This window comes from Actinomadura sp. 3N508 (assembly GCF_044326375.1).
Taxonomy (GTDB): Bacteria; Actinomycetota; Actinomycetes; order Streptosporangiales; family Streptosporangiaceae; genus Spirillospora.
The window spans coordinates 19856-37215 of the sequence record NZ_JBIRAX010000021.1; the positions used below are offsets into that span (position 1 = coordinate 19856).

At 72.0% G+C, this 17360-nt stretch carries 17 protein-coding genes; 9 read left to right on the forward strand and 8 right to left on the reverse strand.

The features are described 5' to 3' along the window. Positions 1 to 19: 19 nt before the first annotated feature. From ACH34S_RS40905 to ACH34S_RS40915, 3 genes are all read left to right on the forward strand, one after another. Positions 20 to 832, forward strand: a complete 813-nt coding sequence (locus ACH34S_RS40905) for a siderophore-interacting protein (protein ID WP_395958319.1) — start codon at positions 20 to 22, stop codon at positions 830 to 832. Positions 833 to 967: 135 nt separating this feature from the next. Further along, entirely contained in the window at positions 968 to 1525 is a 558-nt protein-coding gene (locus tag ACH34S_RS40910) for a hypothetical protein (RefSeq protein ID WP_395958320.1), read from the forward strand. Between the two features lie 1027 nt (positions 1526 to 2552). After that, positions 2553 to 3182 carry a hypothetical protein gene (locus ACH34S_RS40915; protein ID WP_395958321.1) on the forward strand — a complete coding sequence of 210 codons (630 nt, stop codon included), beginning with the start codon at positions 2553 to 2555 and terminating at the stop codon, positions 3180 to 3182. A gap of 139 nt (positions 3183 to 3321) precedes the next feature. Here the strand turns inward: ACH34S_RS40915 and ACH34S_RS40920 are convergent, their stop codons facing one another. From ACH34S_RS40920 to ACH34S_RS40940, 5 genes are all read right to left on the reverse strand, one after another. After that, entirely contained in the window at positions 3322 to 4119 is a 798-nt protein-coding gene (locus tag ACH34S_RS40920) for an IclR family transcriptional regulator (protein ID WP_395958322.1), read from the reverse strand. Positions 4120 to 4190: 71 nt separating this feature from the next. Next, a complete protein-coding gene (locus ACH34S_RS40925; protein ID WP_395958323.1) occupies positions 4191 to 5834 on the reverse strand; it encodes a thiamine pyrophosphate-binding protein in 1644 nt (547 codons plus the stop codon). A 127-nt stretch (positions 5835 to 5961) separates the two neighbouring features. Further along, positions 5962 to 6714, reverse strand: coding sequence for an SDR family NAD(P)-dependent oxidoreductase (locus ACH34S_RS40930; protein WP_395958324.1), 753 nt, complete (start codon positions 6712 to 6714; stop codon positions 5962 to 5964). Between the two features lie 211 nt (positions 6715 to 6925). Beyond that, positions 6926 to 7873: a TIGR03621 family F420-dependent LLM class oxidoreductase gene (locus ACH34S_RS40935; RefSeq protein WP_395958325.1), complete on the reverse strand. Its 948-nt coding sequence runs from the start codon at positions 7871 to 7873 to the stop codon at positions 6926 to 6928. 218 nt (positions 7874 to 8091) lie between these two features. Continuing rightward, positions 8092 to 9156: a phosphotransferase family protein gene (locus tag ACH34S_RS40940; RefSeq protein ID WP_395958326.1), complete on the reverse strand. Its 1065-nt coding sequence runs from the start codon at positions 9154 to 9156 to the stop codon at positions 8092 to 8094. A gap of 154 nt (positions 9157 to 9310) precedes the next feature. Here ACH34S_RS40940 and ACH34S_RS40945 point away from each other — a divergent pair, with 154 nt between their 5' ends. From ACH34S_RS40945 to ACH34S_RS40960, 4 genes are all read left to right on the forward strand, one after another. Further along, positions 9311 to 9673: a VOC family protein gene (locus tag ACH34S_RS40945; protein WP_395958327.1), complete on the forward strand. Its 363-nt coding sequence runs from the start codon at positions 9311 to 9313 to the stop codon at positions 9671 to 9673. Between the two features lie 53 nt (positions 9674 to 9726). Further along, positions 9727 to 10284: a GNAT family N-acetyltransferase gene (locus ACH34S_RS40950; RefSeq protein WP_395958328.1), complete on the forward strand. Its 558-nt coding sequence runs from the start codon at positions 9727 to 9729 to the stop codon at positions 10282 to 10284. A gap of 188 nt (positions 10285 to 10472) precedes the next feature. Continuing rightward, entirely contained in the window at positions 10473 to 11918 is a 1446-nt protein-coding gene (locus ACH34S_RS40955; RefSeq protein ID WP_395958329.1) for a hypothetical protein, read from the forward strand. Beyond that, on the forward strand, positions 11915 to 13048 hold the full coding sequence (locus ACH34S_RS40960; RefSeq protein ID WP_395958330.1) for an ARPP-2 domain-containing protein: 1134 nt from the start codon (positions 11915 to 11917) through the stop codon (positions 13046 to 13048). The genes ACH34S_RS40955 and ACH34S_RS40960 overlap by 4 nt, the downstream gene beginning before the upstream one ends. Before the next feature lie 9 nt (positions 13049 to 13057). Here the strand turns inward: ACH34S_RS40960 and ACH34S_RS40965 are convergent, their stop codons facing one another. Together ACH34S_RS40965 and ACH34S_RS40970 are read right to left on the reverse strand one after the other, a co-directional pair. Continuing rightward, complete coding sequence (locus ACH34S_RS40965) at positions 13058 to 13870, reverse strand: PIG-L family deacetylase (RefSeq protein WP_395958331.1); 813 nt, start codon at positions 13868 to 13870, stop codon at positions 13058 to 13060. A 52-nt stretch (positions 13871 to 13922) separates the two neighbouring features. Further along, the gene (locus tag ACH34S_RS40970; protein ID WP_395958332.1) at positions 13923 to 14777 is read right to left on the reverse strand and encodes a class II glutamine amidotransferase; all 855 of its coding nucleotides are present in this window, start codon (positions 14775 to 14777) and stop codon (positions 13923 to 13925) included. A 97-nt stretch (positions 14778 to 14874) separates the two neighbouring features. Here ACH34S_RS40970 and ACH34S_RS40975 point away from each other — a divergent pair, with 97 nt between their 5' ends. Next, positions 14875 to 15375 carry an HAD domain-containing protein gene (locus ACH34S_RS40975; RefSeq protein WP_395958333.1) on the forward strand — a complete coding sequence of 167 codons (501 nt, stop codon included), beginning with the start codon at positions 14875 to 14877 and terminating at the stop codon, positions 15373 to 15375. A 78-nt stretch (positions 15376 to 15453) separates the two neighbouring features. Here ACH34S_RS40975 and ACH34S_RS40980 read toward each other — a convergent pair whose 3' ends face one another. Beyond that, positions 15454 to 16104 carry an HNH endonuclease family protein gene (locus ACH34S_RS40980; protein ID WP_395958334.1) on the reverse strand — a complete coding sequence of 217 codons (651 nt, stop codon included), beginning with the start codon at positions 16102 to 16104 and terminating at the stop codon, positions 15454 to 15456. A gap of 229 nt (positions 16105 to 16333) precedes the next feature. Here ACH34S_RS40980 and ACH34S_RS40985 point away from each other — a divergent pair, with 229 nt between their 5' ends. After that, positions 16334 to 17359: a methyltransferase gene (locus ACH34S_RS40985; RefSeq protein WP_395958335.1), complete on the forward strand. Its 1026-nt coding sequence runs from the start codon at positions 16334 to 16336 to the stop codon at positions 17357 to 17359. Position 17360: the final 1 nt, after the last annotated feature.

The window sequence follows — 17360 nt, forward strand, 5'->3', positions numbered from 1 at the left end:
TATATCGCAAGGAGGGATCGTGGTGGCAGGAGCGAGCGCTCGCGGCGTGCGCGGGCGGATTCTCGACCTGATGTTCGTGCGCGGCCGTATCGAGGAGGTCCGGCCCGCCCCGGGACGGATGCGGTGGATCCGCGTCGGCGGCGTCCCCGGCCTGGCCTGGACGCCCGGCCAGCAGATCCGCCTTCATGTGGCGGACATCACGGCCACGCGGACGTGGGTGAGCGGCGCCGTCCGCCATGCGCTGCGCACCTACTCGGTGTGGGACTACGACGCGGACGCCGGCGTCCTGGAGCTGTGCGTCATGGACCACGACGCGGACGCGCCCGGCGTGCGCTGGCTGCGGAACGCCCGGCCGGGCCAGGAGGTCGTCTTCGGCAAGCCGGAGGGAACGTTCGGGCTGCGTCCGGCCGCCTATCACGTGTTCGCGGGAGAGGAGACGGCCTCGGTGGCGTTCGGCGCCATGCTCCGGGCCCTCGACGGCCTCGACGGCCTCGACGGCCGGGGCGGCGGACCGGAGCCGGCCGGCCGCGGCGGGCTCGTCCCGGTGCACGGCGTGATCGAGGTCGCCCGGCCCGAGGACCGGCTGCCGCTGCCGCGCGGAGACGAGCTGACCTGGCGCCATCGCGGTGACGCCCCGGCGGGCCGTTCGGAGACGCTCGTGGACGCCGTGCGCGGCCTGAAGCTGCCGGAGGAGCCGGGGGTCGCCTACGTGGCGGGGGAGGCGCGCACCGTGCAGGCCGTCCGCGCCCACCTGGTGGGCGAACGGGGCTGGCCGCGCAAGTCCGTGCTGGTCAAACCGTTCTGGACGCCGGGCAAGCGCGGGATGGAGTGATCGGGAACGAGCGAGGGACGCCCCGGTTACGGGGGGAACTTTTCCAAAATGCACGTGCATCAGCTCTTGCACCTGCACGCCATCCCTAGCAGGATGAGCGCGGACCTCCCGCACGTGAACTCCCCGGAGATCGCGATGAACGCACACTTGAGCGACAGTGACCGACAGGCGCTGCGACTGGCCCAGGATCTCCGTGAGGAGATGCGGGCGGCGTTGCCGCACGCCCCGACCGAACCATCGGTCTCCCCGTTCGTCGACCAGACGGGGACGCCGAGCGTCCTGCTCCGGCTGGACGCCGACACGGCCCGCGCGCTGATGGCCTTGCTGGCCGAACGCCGCATGGAGCGGGGTGCCCTGGAGCGGAACTCCGCGCCGGGCGCCGCGCCGGCCGGGGAGCCGCAGTGGGGCGGTGGCACGCATGTGCCGCCATCCGTCCCGCCGCCCATGCCCCAGGGCGTCCCTGCAGCGCAGGGGCCCGTTGTGGCCGCGGTGTCCCCGTTCGGGGAGCCCGCCTATGCGGAGCCCGCCTACGCGGACCCCGGCTACGCGAACCCTGCTTACGCCGACCCCGCCTATGCGGAGCCCGGCTACGCTGAGTCACCGTTCATTCCGCCACAGCAGGGCACCTCGGTGTTCATCGGCGGGACGGGCCCGACGCCGCTCGTGCCGGCGCCGATCTACCCGGCGCGCTGACTCCGCGCAGCCCTCCTCGGCTCCGCCTACCGCGCTCATCCGGCCTCTGTGCCGTCTCGTGTGTGCATCGCCAGCCCCCGCACCGCCCCGGCGGTCGCGGGGGCTTTCGGCGTCCGGACGCCGACGGCCGGCCCGCCCTCCATGCCGGCCCCGCCCTCCATGCCGCCCCTGCCCGCGTCTGAGCGGCTACCAGGGCTGAGCGGCTACCAGGGCTGAGCGGCTCCGGCTTTGCCTCCGGCCGGTTTCCGGCTTTGACGCCGTCCGGGGCCGCCCTCGGCGCCGCTGCCCGTTTGAGCGGGCGTCAGGGCGAACGGGAGCCGCTCGCTCCCGCCGGTCCCGGCTTCGACGCCGTCCCGGGCCGGCCTCCGTGCCGCCGGCTGTCTGAGCGACTGCCGGCGCCCAAAGGTCCGCCCAGAGGCCCCCTTAGGCCCCGCCGGTTCCCGGCTTTGACGCTGTTCGAGGCCCTCCCAGGCCGTCTGGAGTGGTCCGGGCCATGGGAGTGTAAAGATCCTTTTCTTGGGGCTCGACCCATGCCGACTGGGCGGAAGGCCTTATGGGAAAGGCGCTCCGGGTCACTTCCCCGATAAAAGATCTACCTGGTCAAAGGTAAAGAAATCGCCCGTTTGGCGAAAGCACGGTAATGCCGTATATAGTCGACCCCAGGTCAGGGTCATGAACCGTTGACCCGGCCAATCGCAGAGCCGTCGCTTCCCGCCCGCCAGGCGGGATCCACGATGCCGAACAGCGGCCGTACCATGCACCGGCCGTGCACCGCGTGGAGCCAATGAGCCCCCGGTCGGCATTTCTCCCGCTTCATCGAAGTCCGTGATACGCGCACGCCCAAGGACGGTCGTGCGCCCTTGGTCGCGGGCGCGGTCAGGCATGCGCCTGGACCGTTCCAAGCGGGTCTTTCTCGCGGCGGTGTCTCCCGAGTCCTGAGTCTCGGAGCCGTTTCTCCATGCCCGGATCCCGGCCCAGCGCCGCCCGGTGCGAAGCGGCAGCCCTGTTCCCCGAACGAAGGAAACACATGCAGCAGCGAGCGATCAATGTCATCCTGACCGGCGTCACCGGTACCGCCCTCGCGGGCATGCTCGTGGCCGGTGTGGCCGCCGCAAGCGATGACTCCGCTCCCAGCGAGCAGCAGAACCTTTCGCAGGAGGCCAGCACCACCGGCCAGCACAAGGACGCCCCGAAGAGCTCGGACAAGTCCGGGTCGAAGGGCGACTCCGCCGCGGACAGCAAGCGCGGCAAGAACGACCCCCGCGTCCTGCTCAGCGGCAAGACGACCGCGTCCTACTTCTGGGATGACGGCTCCGGCGTGAACGGCGACACCGGCGCCCCCGCCGGTGGCAAGCCGATGCAGAAGGGCCTGTTCGCCAGCCCGAGCTGGCCCATGCACACCAAGGTCAAGGTCAGCTACAACGGCCGCAGCGTCACCGGCTTCGTCGGCGACCGCGGGCCGGGCAGGCCGTCGCACAAGGGCATCATGCTCGACCTCGACACCTACACCTTCCGGTACCTGCTGGACGGCAAGAAGCCGCAGAGCAAGTACAACGCCGGTGGCGGCGAAGGGCACCTGAAGGGCATCAAGTGGGAAGTCCTGAAGTGGGGCTCCGGCGCCGGCAAGAAGGGCAAGCCCAGGCCTTTCGGCTCATGACCTGAGGCCGCGCCCGAGCCGTGAAGTGAAGCGGCTCAGCCCCTGAGTGAAATGGCTCACAGCGTGGGCGCGGTCTCTTCCAGACCCGGCACAGGGCTGCCGGTGCATGGAAAATCGGGGATCTCCCGGTATCGAAAGATCACCGGGGGATCCCCGTTTTCAGTTCACCGGCGGCGCTCTCCCGGGCCAGCTCCCTCGACAGCGCCAGCGCGGCGGTCCGGACGGCCGGGGCCAGCCGGTCCAGGTCCAGCCGGCACACGTTCCCGGTGATGGAGATCGCGGCGATCACGCGGCGCCGGTGGTCGAGGACCGGCGCCGCCACCGCGGACACCCCGGCCTCCGACTCCTCCCGGTTGACGGCGTAACCGCGGTCGGCGGTGCGGGCCAGCTCCCGCTGCAGCAGCCCCGGCATGATGATCGTGTGCGGCGTGTAGCGGACGAGGCCCGCGTCCAGAACCCTCTGCAGCCGCTCGGGCGGCCCGAACGCGAGGAACAGCTTCCCCGTCGCCGTGCAGTACGCGGGCAGCCGTCCGCCCACCCGCGACACGATGGGCATGGAACGGCGCCCGCTGACCTTCTCCAGGAACAGCGTGTCCATCCCGTCCAGGACGGCGAGGTGGATGTTCTCGTGCGTCGCCTCGTACAGGTCCTCCAGGTAGGGGAGCGCGGCCTCGCGCAGCCCGCGCGGCCGCGGTGCCCGCTGGCCCAGCACGAACAGCCGCATGCTCAGCCGGTAGCCGGTCTCCGTGCGCTCGACGCCGCCCCACCGCACCAGCTCGCTCAGCAGCCGGTGCGCGGTCGGCTTCGGCAGGCCGGTCCGGGCGGCCAGCTCGGTCAGGTTCAGCTCGGTGTCGGCGGAACCGAACGCGTCCAGGAGGCTGAGGCCGCGTGCGAGCACCGACCTCGGCGGCCCCTCGCCCGTACCTTCGGGGTCCATATCCCGATGGTCACCGCGATCATGCCGGTCGGCAAGTGCGGGGAAGCGGGCGGAGTGCCTGGCCAAGGGCATCAGGCATCGTCCCCATGGCCGGTGATCGGGGCCTCGATGAGCAGCGGGGCGTCGAGCGCCTTGACACCGGCGACCGCGTCCCGCAGCTCGGCCGCCGAACCGGCCCGGATCGAGTCGATGCCGAACAGGCGCGCGGCGCTCTGCCAGTCGAGCGCGGGGGGTGCGAGGTCCATGCCGATGTATTCTCCGTGTTTCGCCGACGATCCGCCACTTTGATCGAGCGTGTTCTTCAGCGTCCGGTACTCGCCGTTGTTCATCACGACGAACGCCACCGGGACCTCGTAGCGGGCGGCGCTCCACAGCCCCTGGAGGCCGAACATCGCGCAGCCGTCCCCGAGCACCGCGACGACGGGACGCTCCGGGTCGCCCATCCGGGTGCCGATCGCCGCGCCGATGCCCCAGCCGAGCCCGCCGCCGACCGTGTGCACGTAGGAGCGGGGCAGGTCCTGGCGCAGCACCTCGCGCAGCTTCAGCCCGACGGTGATCGCCTCCTCCACCACCACCGTCCCGTGGGGGAGCCCGGACGCGACGGCGTGGGCTGCGGCGGCCGGGGCCATCGGGGACGCCCCGTACGCCGCCTTCGCGGCCTCCTCGACCTTGCCCCGCTCCTCCGCGTGCCGCGCGCCGAGCCGCTCGATCCGCTCCCGCGCGTCGGGGACGAGCCCGTCCAGCTGCCCGGCGAGCGCCCACAGCGTCTCCGGCAGATCGCCCGTCAGGCCGTGCCGGACGGCGAAGTTCCGGCCGATCTCCGCCGGGTCCTCGTCCACCTGCACGATCGCGAGCCCGTCCGGGACGGCCGGGCCGGGCGTGTAGTGGTGCGGCATGAACGCGTGGCAACCGGCGATGAACGCCACGTCGTAGGCGGACAGCTTCTCCCTGATGACGGCGTTGTGCGGCGGCAGCATCCCCGCGTACAGGGGATGGCCGGTGGGGAAGTCGATCCCGTCGTTCATCGGCTGGTGGTAGACGGCCGCGCCGAGCCGCTCGGCCACCGCGACCAGGTCGGCGACGGCACCCGCCCGCCCGACCCCGTCCCCGGCGATCACCACCGGGCGCTGGGCGCGCGCCAGCAGCGCGGCGGCGTCCGCGGCCGCCGCAGGGCCGGGGCCCGTGACGGGGGAGCGCGCCGGCACCGCGACGTCGGTGACCTCTTCGAGCAGGTCCATCGGGACCGACACCAGCACCGGCCCGGCGGGCGGACGCGCCGCGAGCGCGAACGCGCGCCGCAGCACGATCGGCAGGTCGTAGGCGTGCTGCACCTCCAACGCGTGCTTCGTCGCCGCCGACGCCAGGCCCACCAGGTCGCCCGACAGCATCGGGTCCTGGACGAGATGCCGCCGGTCCTGCTGCCCGGCCACGATCACCAGCGGGGTCCGGGACCGCATCGCGTTCAGCATCCCGATCAGCCCGTTCGCGACGCCCGCCGCGACGTGCAGGCTGACCATCGCCGTCCGGCGCGACGCGCGGGCGTAGCCGTCCGCCATCGCCACCACGGACCCCTCCTGCAAGCCCAGGACGTACTGCAGGTCGGGCGCCTCCACCAGGGCGTCCATCAGGGGAAGCTCGGTCGTGCCGGGATTGCCGAAGATGCGGCTCACGCCCTCGTCCCGGGCGATCTCCAGCAGCGCCTCGATCGGCCTCATGTTCTGCCTTTCAGTGCCCGTGAGGGCGGTCGTGGGGGAGGTCGGGAGCGGTCGGGAAAGTCGGGAGCGGCGGGGCGGCAGGGGGACGGCGAGGGCCCCACCCATCGGCGGGCGGTGGGCGCGAGGGTCAGTGCATGGCGGAGCCGCCGTCGACGTTGATCGTCTGGCCGGTGAGGAAGCCGCTGCCCTCGTCGCACACGTACAGCAGCGTAGAGACAAGATCGGCCGGCTCCTCGACGTGCGGGATGATCTGCTTGCCGCGTACCCGCTCGAAGCCGCCGTCCGCGCCGGTGGTGCGCGCCGCCATGTCGGTGCGGGTGAGGCCCGGCGCGATCGCGTTCACCGTGATCCCGTACGCGCCCGTCGCGCTGGCCAGCGCCCGCGTGAACCCGACGAGCCCGGACTTGGACGTTGTGTAGGCGACCAGGTCGGGCGGCCCGAGGAACACCACCGCCGAGACGATGTTGACGATCCGTCCCCACCCGGCGGCCTTGAGGTGCGGCAGTGCGGCCTGGGACACAAGGAACGGTCCATCCAGATTGACCCGCATGATCCGCCGCCAGTCGTCCAGCGTCGTCTTCTCGAACTCCAGCGGCGGGTAGATCCCGGCGTTGTTGACCACGATCTGCAGGCCGCCGAACCGGGCGGCGGTCTCCTCCACCGCGGCCTCGACCTCGACCGGGTCGGTCACGTCCGCGCGGACGGGATGGAACGCCTCGCCGATCAGGTCCGCGGTGCCGGACATGTCGGCGAGGTCGAGGCCCGCGACCCGGTGCCCGCGGCCGGCGAGCGCGATGGCGAACTCCCGGCCGAGGCCGCCGGCCGCGCCGGTGACGAGTGCGACCCGCTGAGGTGCGTCATTGGACGACGATTCGGTCATGGGTGGCAGGGTGCGCCACCCCGGCTCGAACCGACAAGACGCCGTTTTCACTCATTGGAACGCGACCCTTGTGACGGCGGGTACGCGGTCACATGCTCGCCGCATCGCGGTGTTCGGGCGACCGCCCGGCGCGCGGTGCAGACGGCCGTCGCCCCGCGCCGCCCCGGCGGGGCGCCGGTCGCGCTCATCGCGCGGCGCCGGCCCGGCCGGGTCACCCGGTGAGGAGCGGGATGACGGGTGCGAACTCCTCCATCATCGCGTCCGGCACCTGGTAGTAGGTGAAGCCGTAGCGGTCCCGGCGGGCGAGCATCTGCTCGGCGACGTGCTCGGGCGGCCCGACGAACTGGGACGGCATGTCGAGGACGAGTTCGGCCGACGACGTCCCCCAGCCCCGCATGACGGCGATCTTCGCGGCGGCGGCCCGTGGATCGGGGCCGAAGGTGGGCGTGACCATCATGCTCAGCTCGACGTCCCGCCCGCCCGCGGCCTCCGCCGCCTCCCGGACCTGCGCGACCTTGCGGGCGATGGTCTCCGGGAGCCGTTCGGTGATCTCGTCGGAGATCGTCCCGTCGGGGAGGGCGCGGGGCAGGATGCCCACGGTGTCGGCGTACCGTCCGGCGATGCCGAGCATGCGGCCGCTCCCGGCGCCGACGACGAGCGGCGGCCGCCGTCCGGGCGGCGGGAACACGGTCAGGCCCTCGACGCGGTAGTGCTCGCCGGTGAACGTGGTCTTCTGGCCGGCGAGCAGGCTCCGCAAGATCTGCAGCGACTCCTCCAGCCGCCCGACCCGGGTGCCCGCCTGGTCGAACGGCAAGCCCGCGGCCTGGTACTCCTCGCGCATCCAGCCCGCGCCGACGCCCAGCTCGAACCGTCCGCCCGACAGGTGGTCGAGGGTCGCGGCCTCCTTGGCGAGCAGCACCGGATGCCGGTAGTCGTTCGCGAGGACCATCGTGCCGAGCCGCAGCGTGCTCGTGACGGACGCGGCCGACGCGAGCGCCACCATCGGCGCGAGCTGATCGCCGAACGGCTCGGCGACGAAGTGGTCGCGCAGGACCAGCACGTCGTAGCCGAGGTCCTCGGCACGCCGCGCCGTGCCGGCCAGCTCGTCGCCGGAGCGGATCGACTCGCCGACGACACCGAAGCGGAAGTTCCTGTCCATGCGGTGAGCATGCCCCGTGCGCTCGCGTTTGCGCTGGCAGGAATCCGACATGGGCTTCTGGGGCCCACCGGGCCGGGGATGACCGGCGGAACGGGGCGAGTGGCTCGATTCGCCGTCCGAGCGGCGTAAGGGCGTCACCGACTGCCCCGTTCTCGCCGGTTACTTACCAGGCTGCGGCGAGATGCGTGGATTCGCAACCCGCGCCCTCCGGTGCACCGCTAGGAGTCGATGAACCGCTGGGCGCGGCGGAACAGGGCGAGGGTGATCGAGTGCAGCAGGTCGCCCGTCTCCCTGGGCGCCTTGCCGGCGTGCGCGCGGGCGTTCGTCCCCTCCAGGACGATGCCGAGCTTGAAGCACGCGAGCACCGCGTACCAGGTGATGGACGACAGATCGCGCCCGGCGACGGCGTCCGGATTCTCCGCGTAGGCGGCGACGAGCGCGTCCGCCGAGGGCAGGCCGCCCGCCTCGCCCAGCGGGCCCGCCAGCGACGCGCCGTCGCCCGACGGGTCGGGCCAGGTCGCCAGCAGCCAGCCGAGGTCCAGCAGCGGGTCGCCGATCGTGCACATCTCCCAGTCGACGATCGCGGCGACCTCGGGACCGCCGAAGGAGTACATCAGGTTCGCCAGGTGGTAGTCGCCGTGCAGGATCCCCGGCCGCCAACGGAGGGGACGGCGCTCCTCCAGCCAGCGGGCGACGTCGTCCAGGCCGGGGATGCCGGGGCCGGGATATCCGTCCAGCTTGCCGTAGGAGTCGAGTTCGGACAGCCAGCGGCTCACCTGCCGCTCCAGGAACCCCGCCGGCCTGCCGAAGTCGCCCAGCCCGGCGGCCTCGTGGTCGACCGCGCCCAAGGCGGACAGGGCGCGGGCCGCGTTCAGCCCCATCTCGCGCCGGACGGATTCGTCGACCGCGTGCGGTTCCGGCAGCGTGACCGTGGGGTTGAAGCCGTCCACCGGGGTCATGAGGTAGAAGACCGCGCCGCCCATGACGGACTCGTCCGGGCAGGCGGCGATGAGGCGCGGCGCGGGGACGCCGGTGCCGTCGAGCGCGGCCAGGACGCGGGCCTCCCGGCGCAGGACGTCGTTCGTCCGGGCCCGCAGATGGCTCGGGCCGCGCCGGAGCACGTAGTCGCGGCCCGCCCGGCGGAACCGGATCAGCGTGTTCTGCGTGCCCCCGGCCAGCGGCCGGACGTCCTCGAACGGGCCGACCGGGAGGCCGCGGCCGTCCATCCAGCGGGCCAGGACGTCGAAGTCCACGAGCGCGCGGTCGATCTGCTCAGGCTGCACGGTGCGGGTCCCTTTCCGGCACACGGACGAGACGACCAACGGAGAGTAACAGCCGATCTCGGGGCCGCCCGGGAGCCGAGGTCACATTCGTCCAAGACGGCCGGGGACCGCGCGGCGCAGACTGGGCATACAGGCAACGACCAGGGAGGACGCCATGACCTTGGAGATCCGCAGGACCTTCTACCCGATGATCAACTGCGCCGATCCGGACGCGTCGATGCGGTGGCTGGAGAAGGCGTTCGGCTTCGAGGCCGCGAACGTGCACCGGGACGACGACGGGAAGATCGTCCACGCCGAGATGCGGTACGACACCGGCCTGTTCATGTTCGGCAACGGCGAACCGGGCACCTCGGCGATCTACGTCGCCGTCGACGACCCGGACGCCCACCACGACCGCGCCAAGGCCGCCGGCGCCGAGATCTTCCGCGAGCTCAGCGACCAGGACTACGGTTCCCGCGACTACGCGGCCCGCGACCTGGACGGCAACGAATGGTATTTCGGCACGTATCGCCCCTGACCGCGGCACGCGTTTCCCCGAACGCCGCGCCCGGGTTTGAGAGAATTGCAGGCGTGGATCCGGAGGTGCGTCTGCGCGACGTCGAGCTCGGGGACGTCGACGCCTACGTCCGGATGCGCTGCGACCCGGTCATGATGGCCGAGCTCGGCGGCCCGCTGCCCCGCGAGGGCATCGAGGAGAAGGTGCGCCGGGACGTCGAGGACGCGGCGTCCGGCAAGGCCCTGATCAAGATGATCGTCCCCGCCGCGGGCGGCCCGGGCACGGCGGGCAAACCGGTGGCCGGGACGGTGACGCTCTGGCACCACGACGTCGACGGCACGGTGTTCTCCGAGATCGGCTGGATGGTCATGCCCGAGTTCCAGGGGCGGGGCGTGGGCAAGCGCGCGGTCCGGATGCTGCTGGAGCGGGCGCGCTACGAGGATCGCTGGGGGCTCGTCCACGCCTTCCCGTCGACGACGAACGCGCCGTCCAACGGGATCTGCCGCTCGCTCGGCTTCACGTTCCTCGCCGAGCAGGACGTCGTCTTCGCCGGGCGGATCGTCCGGACCAACCACTGGATCATCGACCCGAGCACCGACCTGGCCCGGACGGATTCGCCGAGCAGCCGCTAGAAGGCGACCAGGGCCCGGCGGGCGGCGGATATTCGGAGGCCGCCGCGGGCGCGCCGGTGTTACCGTGCGGGAGCCGGCCGCGGGACTTCGGTGTGACTTCCGGAACCCGCATCTGAAGCGATGATTCGCTGCTCGCGCCCTCCTTCCCCGGCCGGCACCCCTCGTCCCCCCGATCAGCTGGGAAACGCATGACCGAGACGTTCGCTGAGCTGATCGCGTGCGAGGACGTGCTGATGTTCGTCAACGCGGCGATCACCTCGACCGGGCAGCGGGAGTTCCACCACGATTCCGGTGACCAGCGGCTCAGCCTGGAATTCCTGCACGAGTACATGCTGGCGAATTACCGGGACATGTACGCGGCCGTCCTCGCGCTGGACATCAACGACCACAATGCGGCGCTCATCATCGTTAACCTGCTCGTCCGGGCGGGCGACGTCGGCGTCGAGCGCCGCAGGGCGGAAGGGCGGCTGATCGCGCGGCGGCTGGAATCGATGCCGCAGCAGCGCGTCTACCGCGTCTTCCGTGAACTGCGGCGGCGCGGGGTGAACAACCGGCGGACGCGCGCCATCATCCGCGACTGGATGGCCGCGCGGCGCGACCCGGCGTTCGACTCCGTCAAGTACCGCAGCCTCGTGAAGGTCGCGGCGCGCCACGCACATCTGCGGCTTCGCGGCGAGCAGGGGAATTTCCTCTTCGCGCCGTTCTCCGTGACCGCGTACACGACGCCGATATACGAGCAGTGGCGGCGCGCGCACTATGCCCAGGCCGCCATTTACGAACTGCCCTACACGGTGGCGGAGGGATTCGCCGCGCTGCACAAGATTCCGCGGGAGACGTTCCTTGAGCGCATCGAGCCCCGCATGACGCGGCTGGAGCGGCTGCGCATGCAGACGAGCGCCGCCAAGGTGGAGGCCGTCCGCACCGACCTGCGGGATCTGCGCGAGATGCCGCTGACCCGGCTCGCCTCCTACGTGCTGTCGCTGACGCTGGACGAGCGGTCCGCGCGCCGCGCCGAGCTGACGGAGGCGCTGCGCACGGCGGCCCGCCGCGTGGCCGGTGCGGCCCGCGGCTCCTGGGGGAGGGTCACGGCCGTGCTGGACGACAGCTACTCCGCGCTGGGGTCCGGGCAGAAGCGGCGGCGCCCGCTGGCGGTCGCGCTCGCGTCGCACTATCTGCTGGAGGCGCTGGCCAAGGAGTACACGCCGCTGTGGACGTCCGGGCGCACCGACGAGCTGCTGACGTACCCGTCCGGGCCCACGCCGCTGGGGACGCGGATCATCGACGCCCTGGACACCGGCCCCGAGCGGCTCCTCATCATCTCCGACGGCTGGGACAACGCGCCGCCCGGCCTCGCCGCGGACGTCCTGCGGATCTGGCGGACGCGCCTCGACCCCGGGCACCGGCTCGCCCCCGGGCAGCGGGTGATGATCGTCCATCTGAACCCGGTGTACGACGCCGGCGACTTCGACGTGCGGCGGCTGGCGCCGACCGTGCCGACCGCCGGCATCAGGGACGCCGAAGACCTGCCGACGCTGGTCGAGCTGGCCCGGTTCGCCGAGGGGCGCGTCGGGCTGCCGAGGCTGCGGTCCCACCTGGACGACCGGACCGCCCGCTTCCTGGGAGATCGCGCATGATGCTCGGATTGGACACCAGGCCGGCGCAGGCGTGGGGCTCGGTGCGGCTGGTCCCGCTCGTCCGCGACGAGCCCGTCCCGTACCTGCGGCTGCACCGGAAGGTCTACGGGGAGCCGGTGTCGGTCGTGGACACCGGCGACGGCGCCGTGTACGTCTCGTTCGTCCCGCACGCGTTCGTGGCGACGTGGAGCGACGGCGACCAGACGCCCGCCGCCTCCTACGGGACGCGCCTCCTCGAACGCGACACCAAGGCTCCGCCGCCGCGCATGCCCGTCCGGTTCACGCGGCGGATGGCGCGGAAGGCGGGCAAGGACCGGCTCCGCTTCCTGCCGCTGCACCTGGCCCTGGAGGGCTACCTCGCGCTGCACTTCGGCGGCCCGGAGATCGCCTGGGAGGAGTGGTCGCGCAGGACGGTCGCGCAGGGGCTGTCGCCGCGCTGCGAGGAGGCCTACCTCGGGCGGGACGTGCGCGGCATCGAGGACGCGCTGAGGATCTTCGAGATCCATCCGGGCCAGTGCGGCGTGCTGGTCTACGTCGGTGACACGCTGGCGTGCGCGTTCGCCGTCCCGCACCCGGACGACTACCGGGCGCTGCACCCGACGCTCGTCGAGGATCTCTTCGGTGAGCTGATCTACCTGCACGGGCTGCTGGGGATGCCGGCCGGCGACCTGTCCGCGCCGATCGACGACACCGAGATCAGGTCGCTGGACGATCTCCGCACGGCGGCGGAGCTGCGCCAGGCCGAATGGGCCGAGTTCCACGACGAGGTCATGGCGGGTCGGCTCTTCGACGAGGACGGGTCCCGGCAGGTCGTGCAGTACCTGCACGGCTTCGAGCTGACGCGGTTCCTGCCGTCGTTCGCGCTGCGCCGCGAGAACCACATCGGCGAGACGATCACCGATGCGGACGGCCGGATCGCCTACCTGAAGACGTTCCGGCTCTCGGAGGCGCAGGTCAGGCGCGGCTACCTGCTCAAGCGGCTGGCCGAGCACGACTGGCGGCTGGGCGCAACGGCCGCCGCGCTCGGCGCCGACAAGGCGGGCCTGGCGCTGCGGCTGGAGCGCGCGGGCTTCGGCTACCTGCTGCGCCAGGACGTCCTCGACCACTACAGGGCCCAGGCGAAAAGGTGACGGGGAAGGTCACCTGAGGCCGGCGAAGAGGTCGTCCTCCTTGTCCGGGGCCTGGACGCGGCAGTAGTGCCGGACGAACGCCTCGAACGAGAACACCATCCGCTGCATCTCCTCCGGCAGCCGGAGCAGGAAGATGTTCTCGCCCTGGCTCGCGTGCGCCTGGAGGGCCATGGCCTTGGCCTTCACGTGCGCGGACACGTCCAGCGTGCTGGTGATCAGCTCGTCGGGGGTGCCGAAGTCGTCGGACGGCTCGAAGTCGATCTCGATGCCCGCCTCCTTGACGGCCTCGAACATTTGCCGGATGCCCGAGCGCGGGATGGCGGTGTAGTAGAGCTTGTCGGGAATGCCGGTCTTCTCGGCGGCGGCGAGCGCGATGCGGTGCGCCTGGATGTGGTCCGGGTGGCCGTAGCCGCCCTCCTCGTCGTAGGTCACCACGACCTGCGGGCGGTAGCGCTCCATCAGCTCGGCCAGCCGCCCGGCGGACTCCTCCAGCGGGATGTTCGCGAACGCCGCCGGGTCGTCGTTGGCCGGCCAGCCGGCCATGCCGGAGTCCTGGTAGCCGAGCAGCTCCAGGTGGCCGATGTCGAGCAGCCCGGCGGACTCGCGGAGCTCGGCGAGCCGCCGCCGCGCCACCTCGTCGGCGTCGTGCCCCGGCTCGCCCGGCTTGATCCCGCCGGAGTCGTCGCCCTGCTCGCCGTTGGTGCAGGTCACCAGCACCGTGCGGATGCCCTCGGCGGCGCAGCGCGCGAGCAGGCCGCCGGTGCCCAGCACCTCGTCGTCGGGGTGGGCGTGGACGGCCATCAGCGTGAGTTCGGTCTTCATCCGGGACCCCCAGTCTCGGCCGTCCACTCTACGTCCCGGACGCCGGAGTTGATCAGGTTTGGGAGGTGGATTCGGCGGCCGAGAGGTCGTCCACGGTCAGGACGTGCGCCGGTGCGTCGAACGGGTGCATGGAGGAGGTGTCCGGGCCGTCGACGACGAGCAGCTCGCCGGGCGCGAGGAGCCGCCAGTCGGGGTCGTCGTCCAGCCGCTCGCTCGCGAGGACGCAGGACGCGGCGCGCTCCCGGTGCGCGGCGACCTTCAGCCGTCCGGGCTCGCGGCCCGCGTCCAGCCGCCGGCCCTCCCCGGGCTCGGTCAGCTCGTGCCGCAGCGCCCACAGCCGGTGGGTGCCGGGGTAGCGCAGCGCCCACATCCGCCGCGACTCCGCCAGCAGGACGTTCAGCGCGTAGACGGGCAGCTCGGCCGCGATCCGCCGGACGGCCGCGATCAGCCCGGACGTGGTGTCGCCCTGCCGCCGGATCTCCGCCGTGATGTAGGCGAACACCAGCTCGGAGTCGGTCTGCCCGCGGATCTGAGCGCGGTCCACGTCGGTGAGCCACGAGTCGAGGACGTCCAGGCCCTTCACCACGCCGTTGTGGGCGAACAGCCGGTCGTCCATGACGAAAGGGTGCGAGTTGTGAACGTCGGGTACCCCGGTGGAGGCGTACCGGACATGCGAGATGAACGTGTGCGACACGACCGTCCGCGCCTCGGAGTTGAAGTCGGCGTCCTCGTAGGCGGCGATCGGCGCGCGGTCGCGGACGGGCTCCTCGCCGAGCGAGAACCAGCCGAGGCCCGTCCCGTCGGGCATCCGGCGGGACTGGGAGCGCAGGCTGTCCACCGCGTCGAGCAGCCAGAACGTGGCGTGCACCCGCGGCCCGCCGGTGGTCATCCCGAACAGTCGGCACATGACCGCACGATGCCCGCGCAGCCACGACCTATTACCGGGCGGGCCGAAGGAAAATGACCTTCGACGTGCGGGCCCCCGATGTCGTACGGTCACGGGTATGGGGTCGCCGGTGGTTCTGCTCGACGTTGACGGGGTGCTCAACCCATTCGAGAGGCCGCACCGCGGCTACAAACGGCAGCGGTGCTCGCCGAACGGGATGACGTTCAAGCTGTGGCTCAATCCCGCGCACGGCCCGTCGCTGCTCGACCTGGCGGAGTCCACCGGCGCGGAGCTGGCCTGGGCGAGCTACTGGTGCGACAACGCCAACGTGTGGATCTCGCCGCGGGTCGGGCTGCCGGAGCTGCCGTTCGTCCCGATCCCGCAGTTCCCCGGCATGGACGAGGCGGGCACGCTCGGCGCCTGGAAGGCACGGCACGTGGCGCGATGGACGGAGGGCCGCCCGTTCGTCTGGTTCGAGGACGAGCCCGACGCCACCGAGTGCATCGCCGGCGAGCCGGGCGTCGCCGAGCACCTGCTCGTGGAGATCGACCCGGTGACGGGCCTGACCGACGAGCACCTCGCGACCGCCGCGGCCTGGCTCCGCGCCCTCACCCGCTGACCGCCGCGCCGCCTTCCGGACCGGCGGGGCCCGGGCCGTGGAGGAGGCCGGGCCCCGCCGGGGCCTGAAGCGGGACGGTCAGCAGCGGCCGAGCAGGCGGTCGAGCGCCGACTTCTCCGCCGAGTCGACCGTCAGGCCGTACCGGTGCTTCACGTCGATCCACGACCTGGCGTACATGCAGTGGAACGCGGCGCGCGGCGGCGTCCACTCGGCCGGATCCTTGTCGCCCTTGGCCTGGTTGACGTTGTCGGTGACCGTCCAGAGCTGCGAGCTGCCCATGTCGTTGGCGAACGCCTGGCGGCGCGACGTCGTCCAGGACGAGGCGCCCGACCGCCACGCCTCCGAGAGCGCGACCATGTGGTCGATGTCGAGGTCGGACGCCTTCGTCCAGGTGGCGCCGTCGTAGGGACTGTTCCACGTGCCGGACGTCGGATAGCAGTCCGAGCCCGTCTTCACGTTCTCCCCGTCGCGCTTGAGGACGGCTTCGCGGGTGTTGCAGCCGCCGCCCCGGTCGCTCCAGTGCGGGAACTTCTTGCGGTCGTATCCGGAGCTGGAGCCTTCGGCGCGGACGGTGAGCGCGGCGAGATTCCGCTTGGCGATGTCGGCGGCGGGTGGCGGCGGCGGGGCGGCGTTGGCGGTGGCGGCGGTGAGCGTGATGGCGGTCGTGGCGGTCGCGATGGTGGTGGCGGAAAAGATCAGGGTGGTGACGGCGATCCCCGTGCGTCTCACGGAAGGCCCCTTCTTGGCTGGTGGGAGCAGGAGGCGCCAGTCTCGAACAGTTCGATAAACCCGATGTGACCGTTCGGTTAGCGGACGACACGATCAGGTAACGGCGTTGGCGAGGATCGGCAGGCGCGGGAAGATCACCGGCGCTGAGGTGCCATTTGTCCAAGACGTCGCATTGCGCGGTCCGTAGCGTCGAAGCAGGTCACACGAAGCACCAAGGGGGAGCGGACCCATGTCGAGGTCACGGACACGATCGCCGTTGCTGGATCTGGCCTTCGGATACATGCCGGCGCAGATGCTGCACGCCGCCGCCGAGCTGCGGCTGGCCGACGCCCTCGCCGGCGGACCGAGGACGAGCGCGGAGCTTGCCGGGGAGACCGGCGCCCACGCGCCGTCCCTGCACCGGCTGCTACGCGGCCTGACCGGGCTGGGCGTCGTCGAGCAGAAGGAGCGCGACCTGTTCGCGCTCACCGCCGAAGGGCAGCGGCTCCGCGCCGATGCCCCGGACTCGATCCGCTCGCTGGTCATGCTGTTCTGCGGCCCGGCCGTGTGGCGGACGTGGGGCGACATGACCGAGACGCTGCGCACGGGGGAGTACGCCTGGGAGCGCGCGACCGGGATGACGCCGTTCGAGTTCTTCGAGTCGGACGCCAACGCGGAGCTGTCGGAGACGTTCAACGCGGCGATGGCCGAGCACACCAAGGCCGTCGCGCCTGGGGTCATCGAGGCGCACGACTTCGGCCGCTACGGGACGGTCGCCGACCTCGGCGGCGGCGACGGCACGCTGATCGGCGCGATCGTCAGCGCCCACCCGGGGCTGCGCGGGCTGCTGTTCGACCGGCCCGCCGGGCTCGCGGGGGCGTCCGGCGTGCTCGCAGACGTCGCGGACCGGGTGGAGATCGTCGAGGGCGACTTCTTCAAGGAGGTGCCGGGCGGCGCGGACGCCTACGTCCTCAAGAGCGTCATCCACGACTGGGAGGACGGGAAGGCCACCGCGATCCTGCGGAACTGCCGCGCCGCGATGCGCCCGGACGCGCGGCTCCTACTGCTGGAGCAGGTCATGCCGGAGATCGTCACCCCGGAGACGCAGGGCGTCGTCCGCAACGACCTCAACATGCTCGTCTGCACCGGCGGCCGCGAACGCACCGAGGCCGAGTTCCGCGAGCTGCTGGACGCCGCCGGGTTCGCCGGCGTCGCACTGACCGGGCCGATCGAGCCGTTCGGCTACCACGTCATCGAGGCGCGGCCCGGCGGCTGAG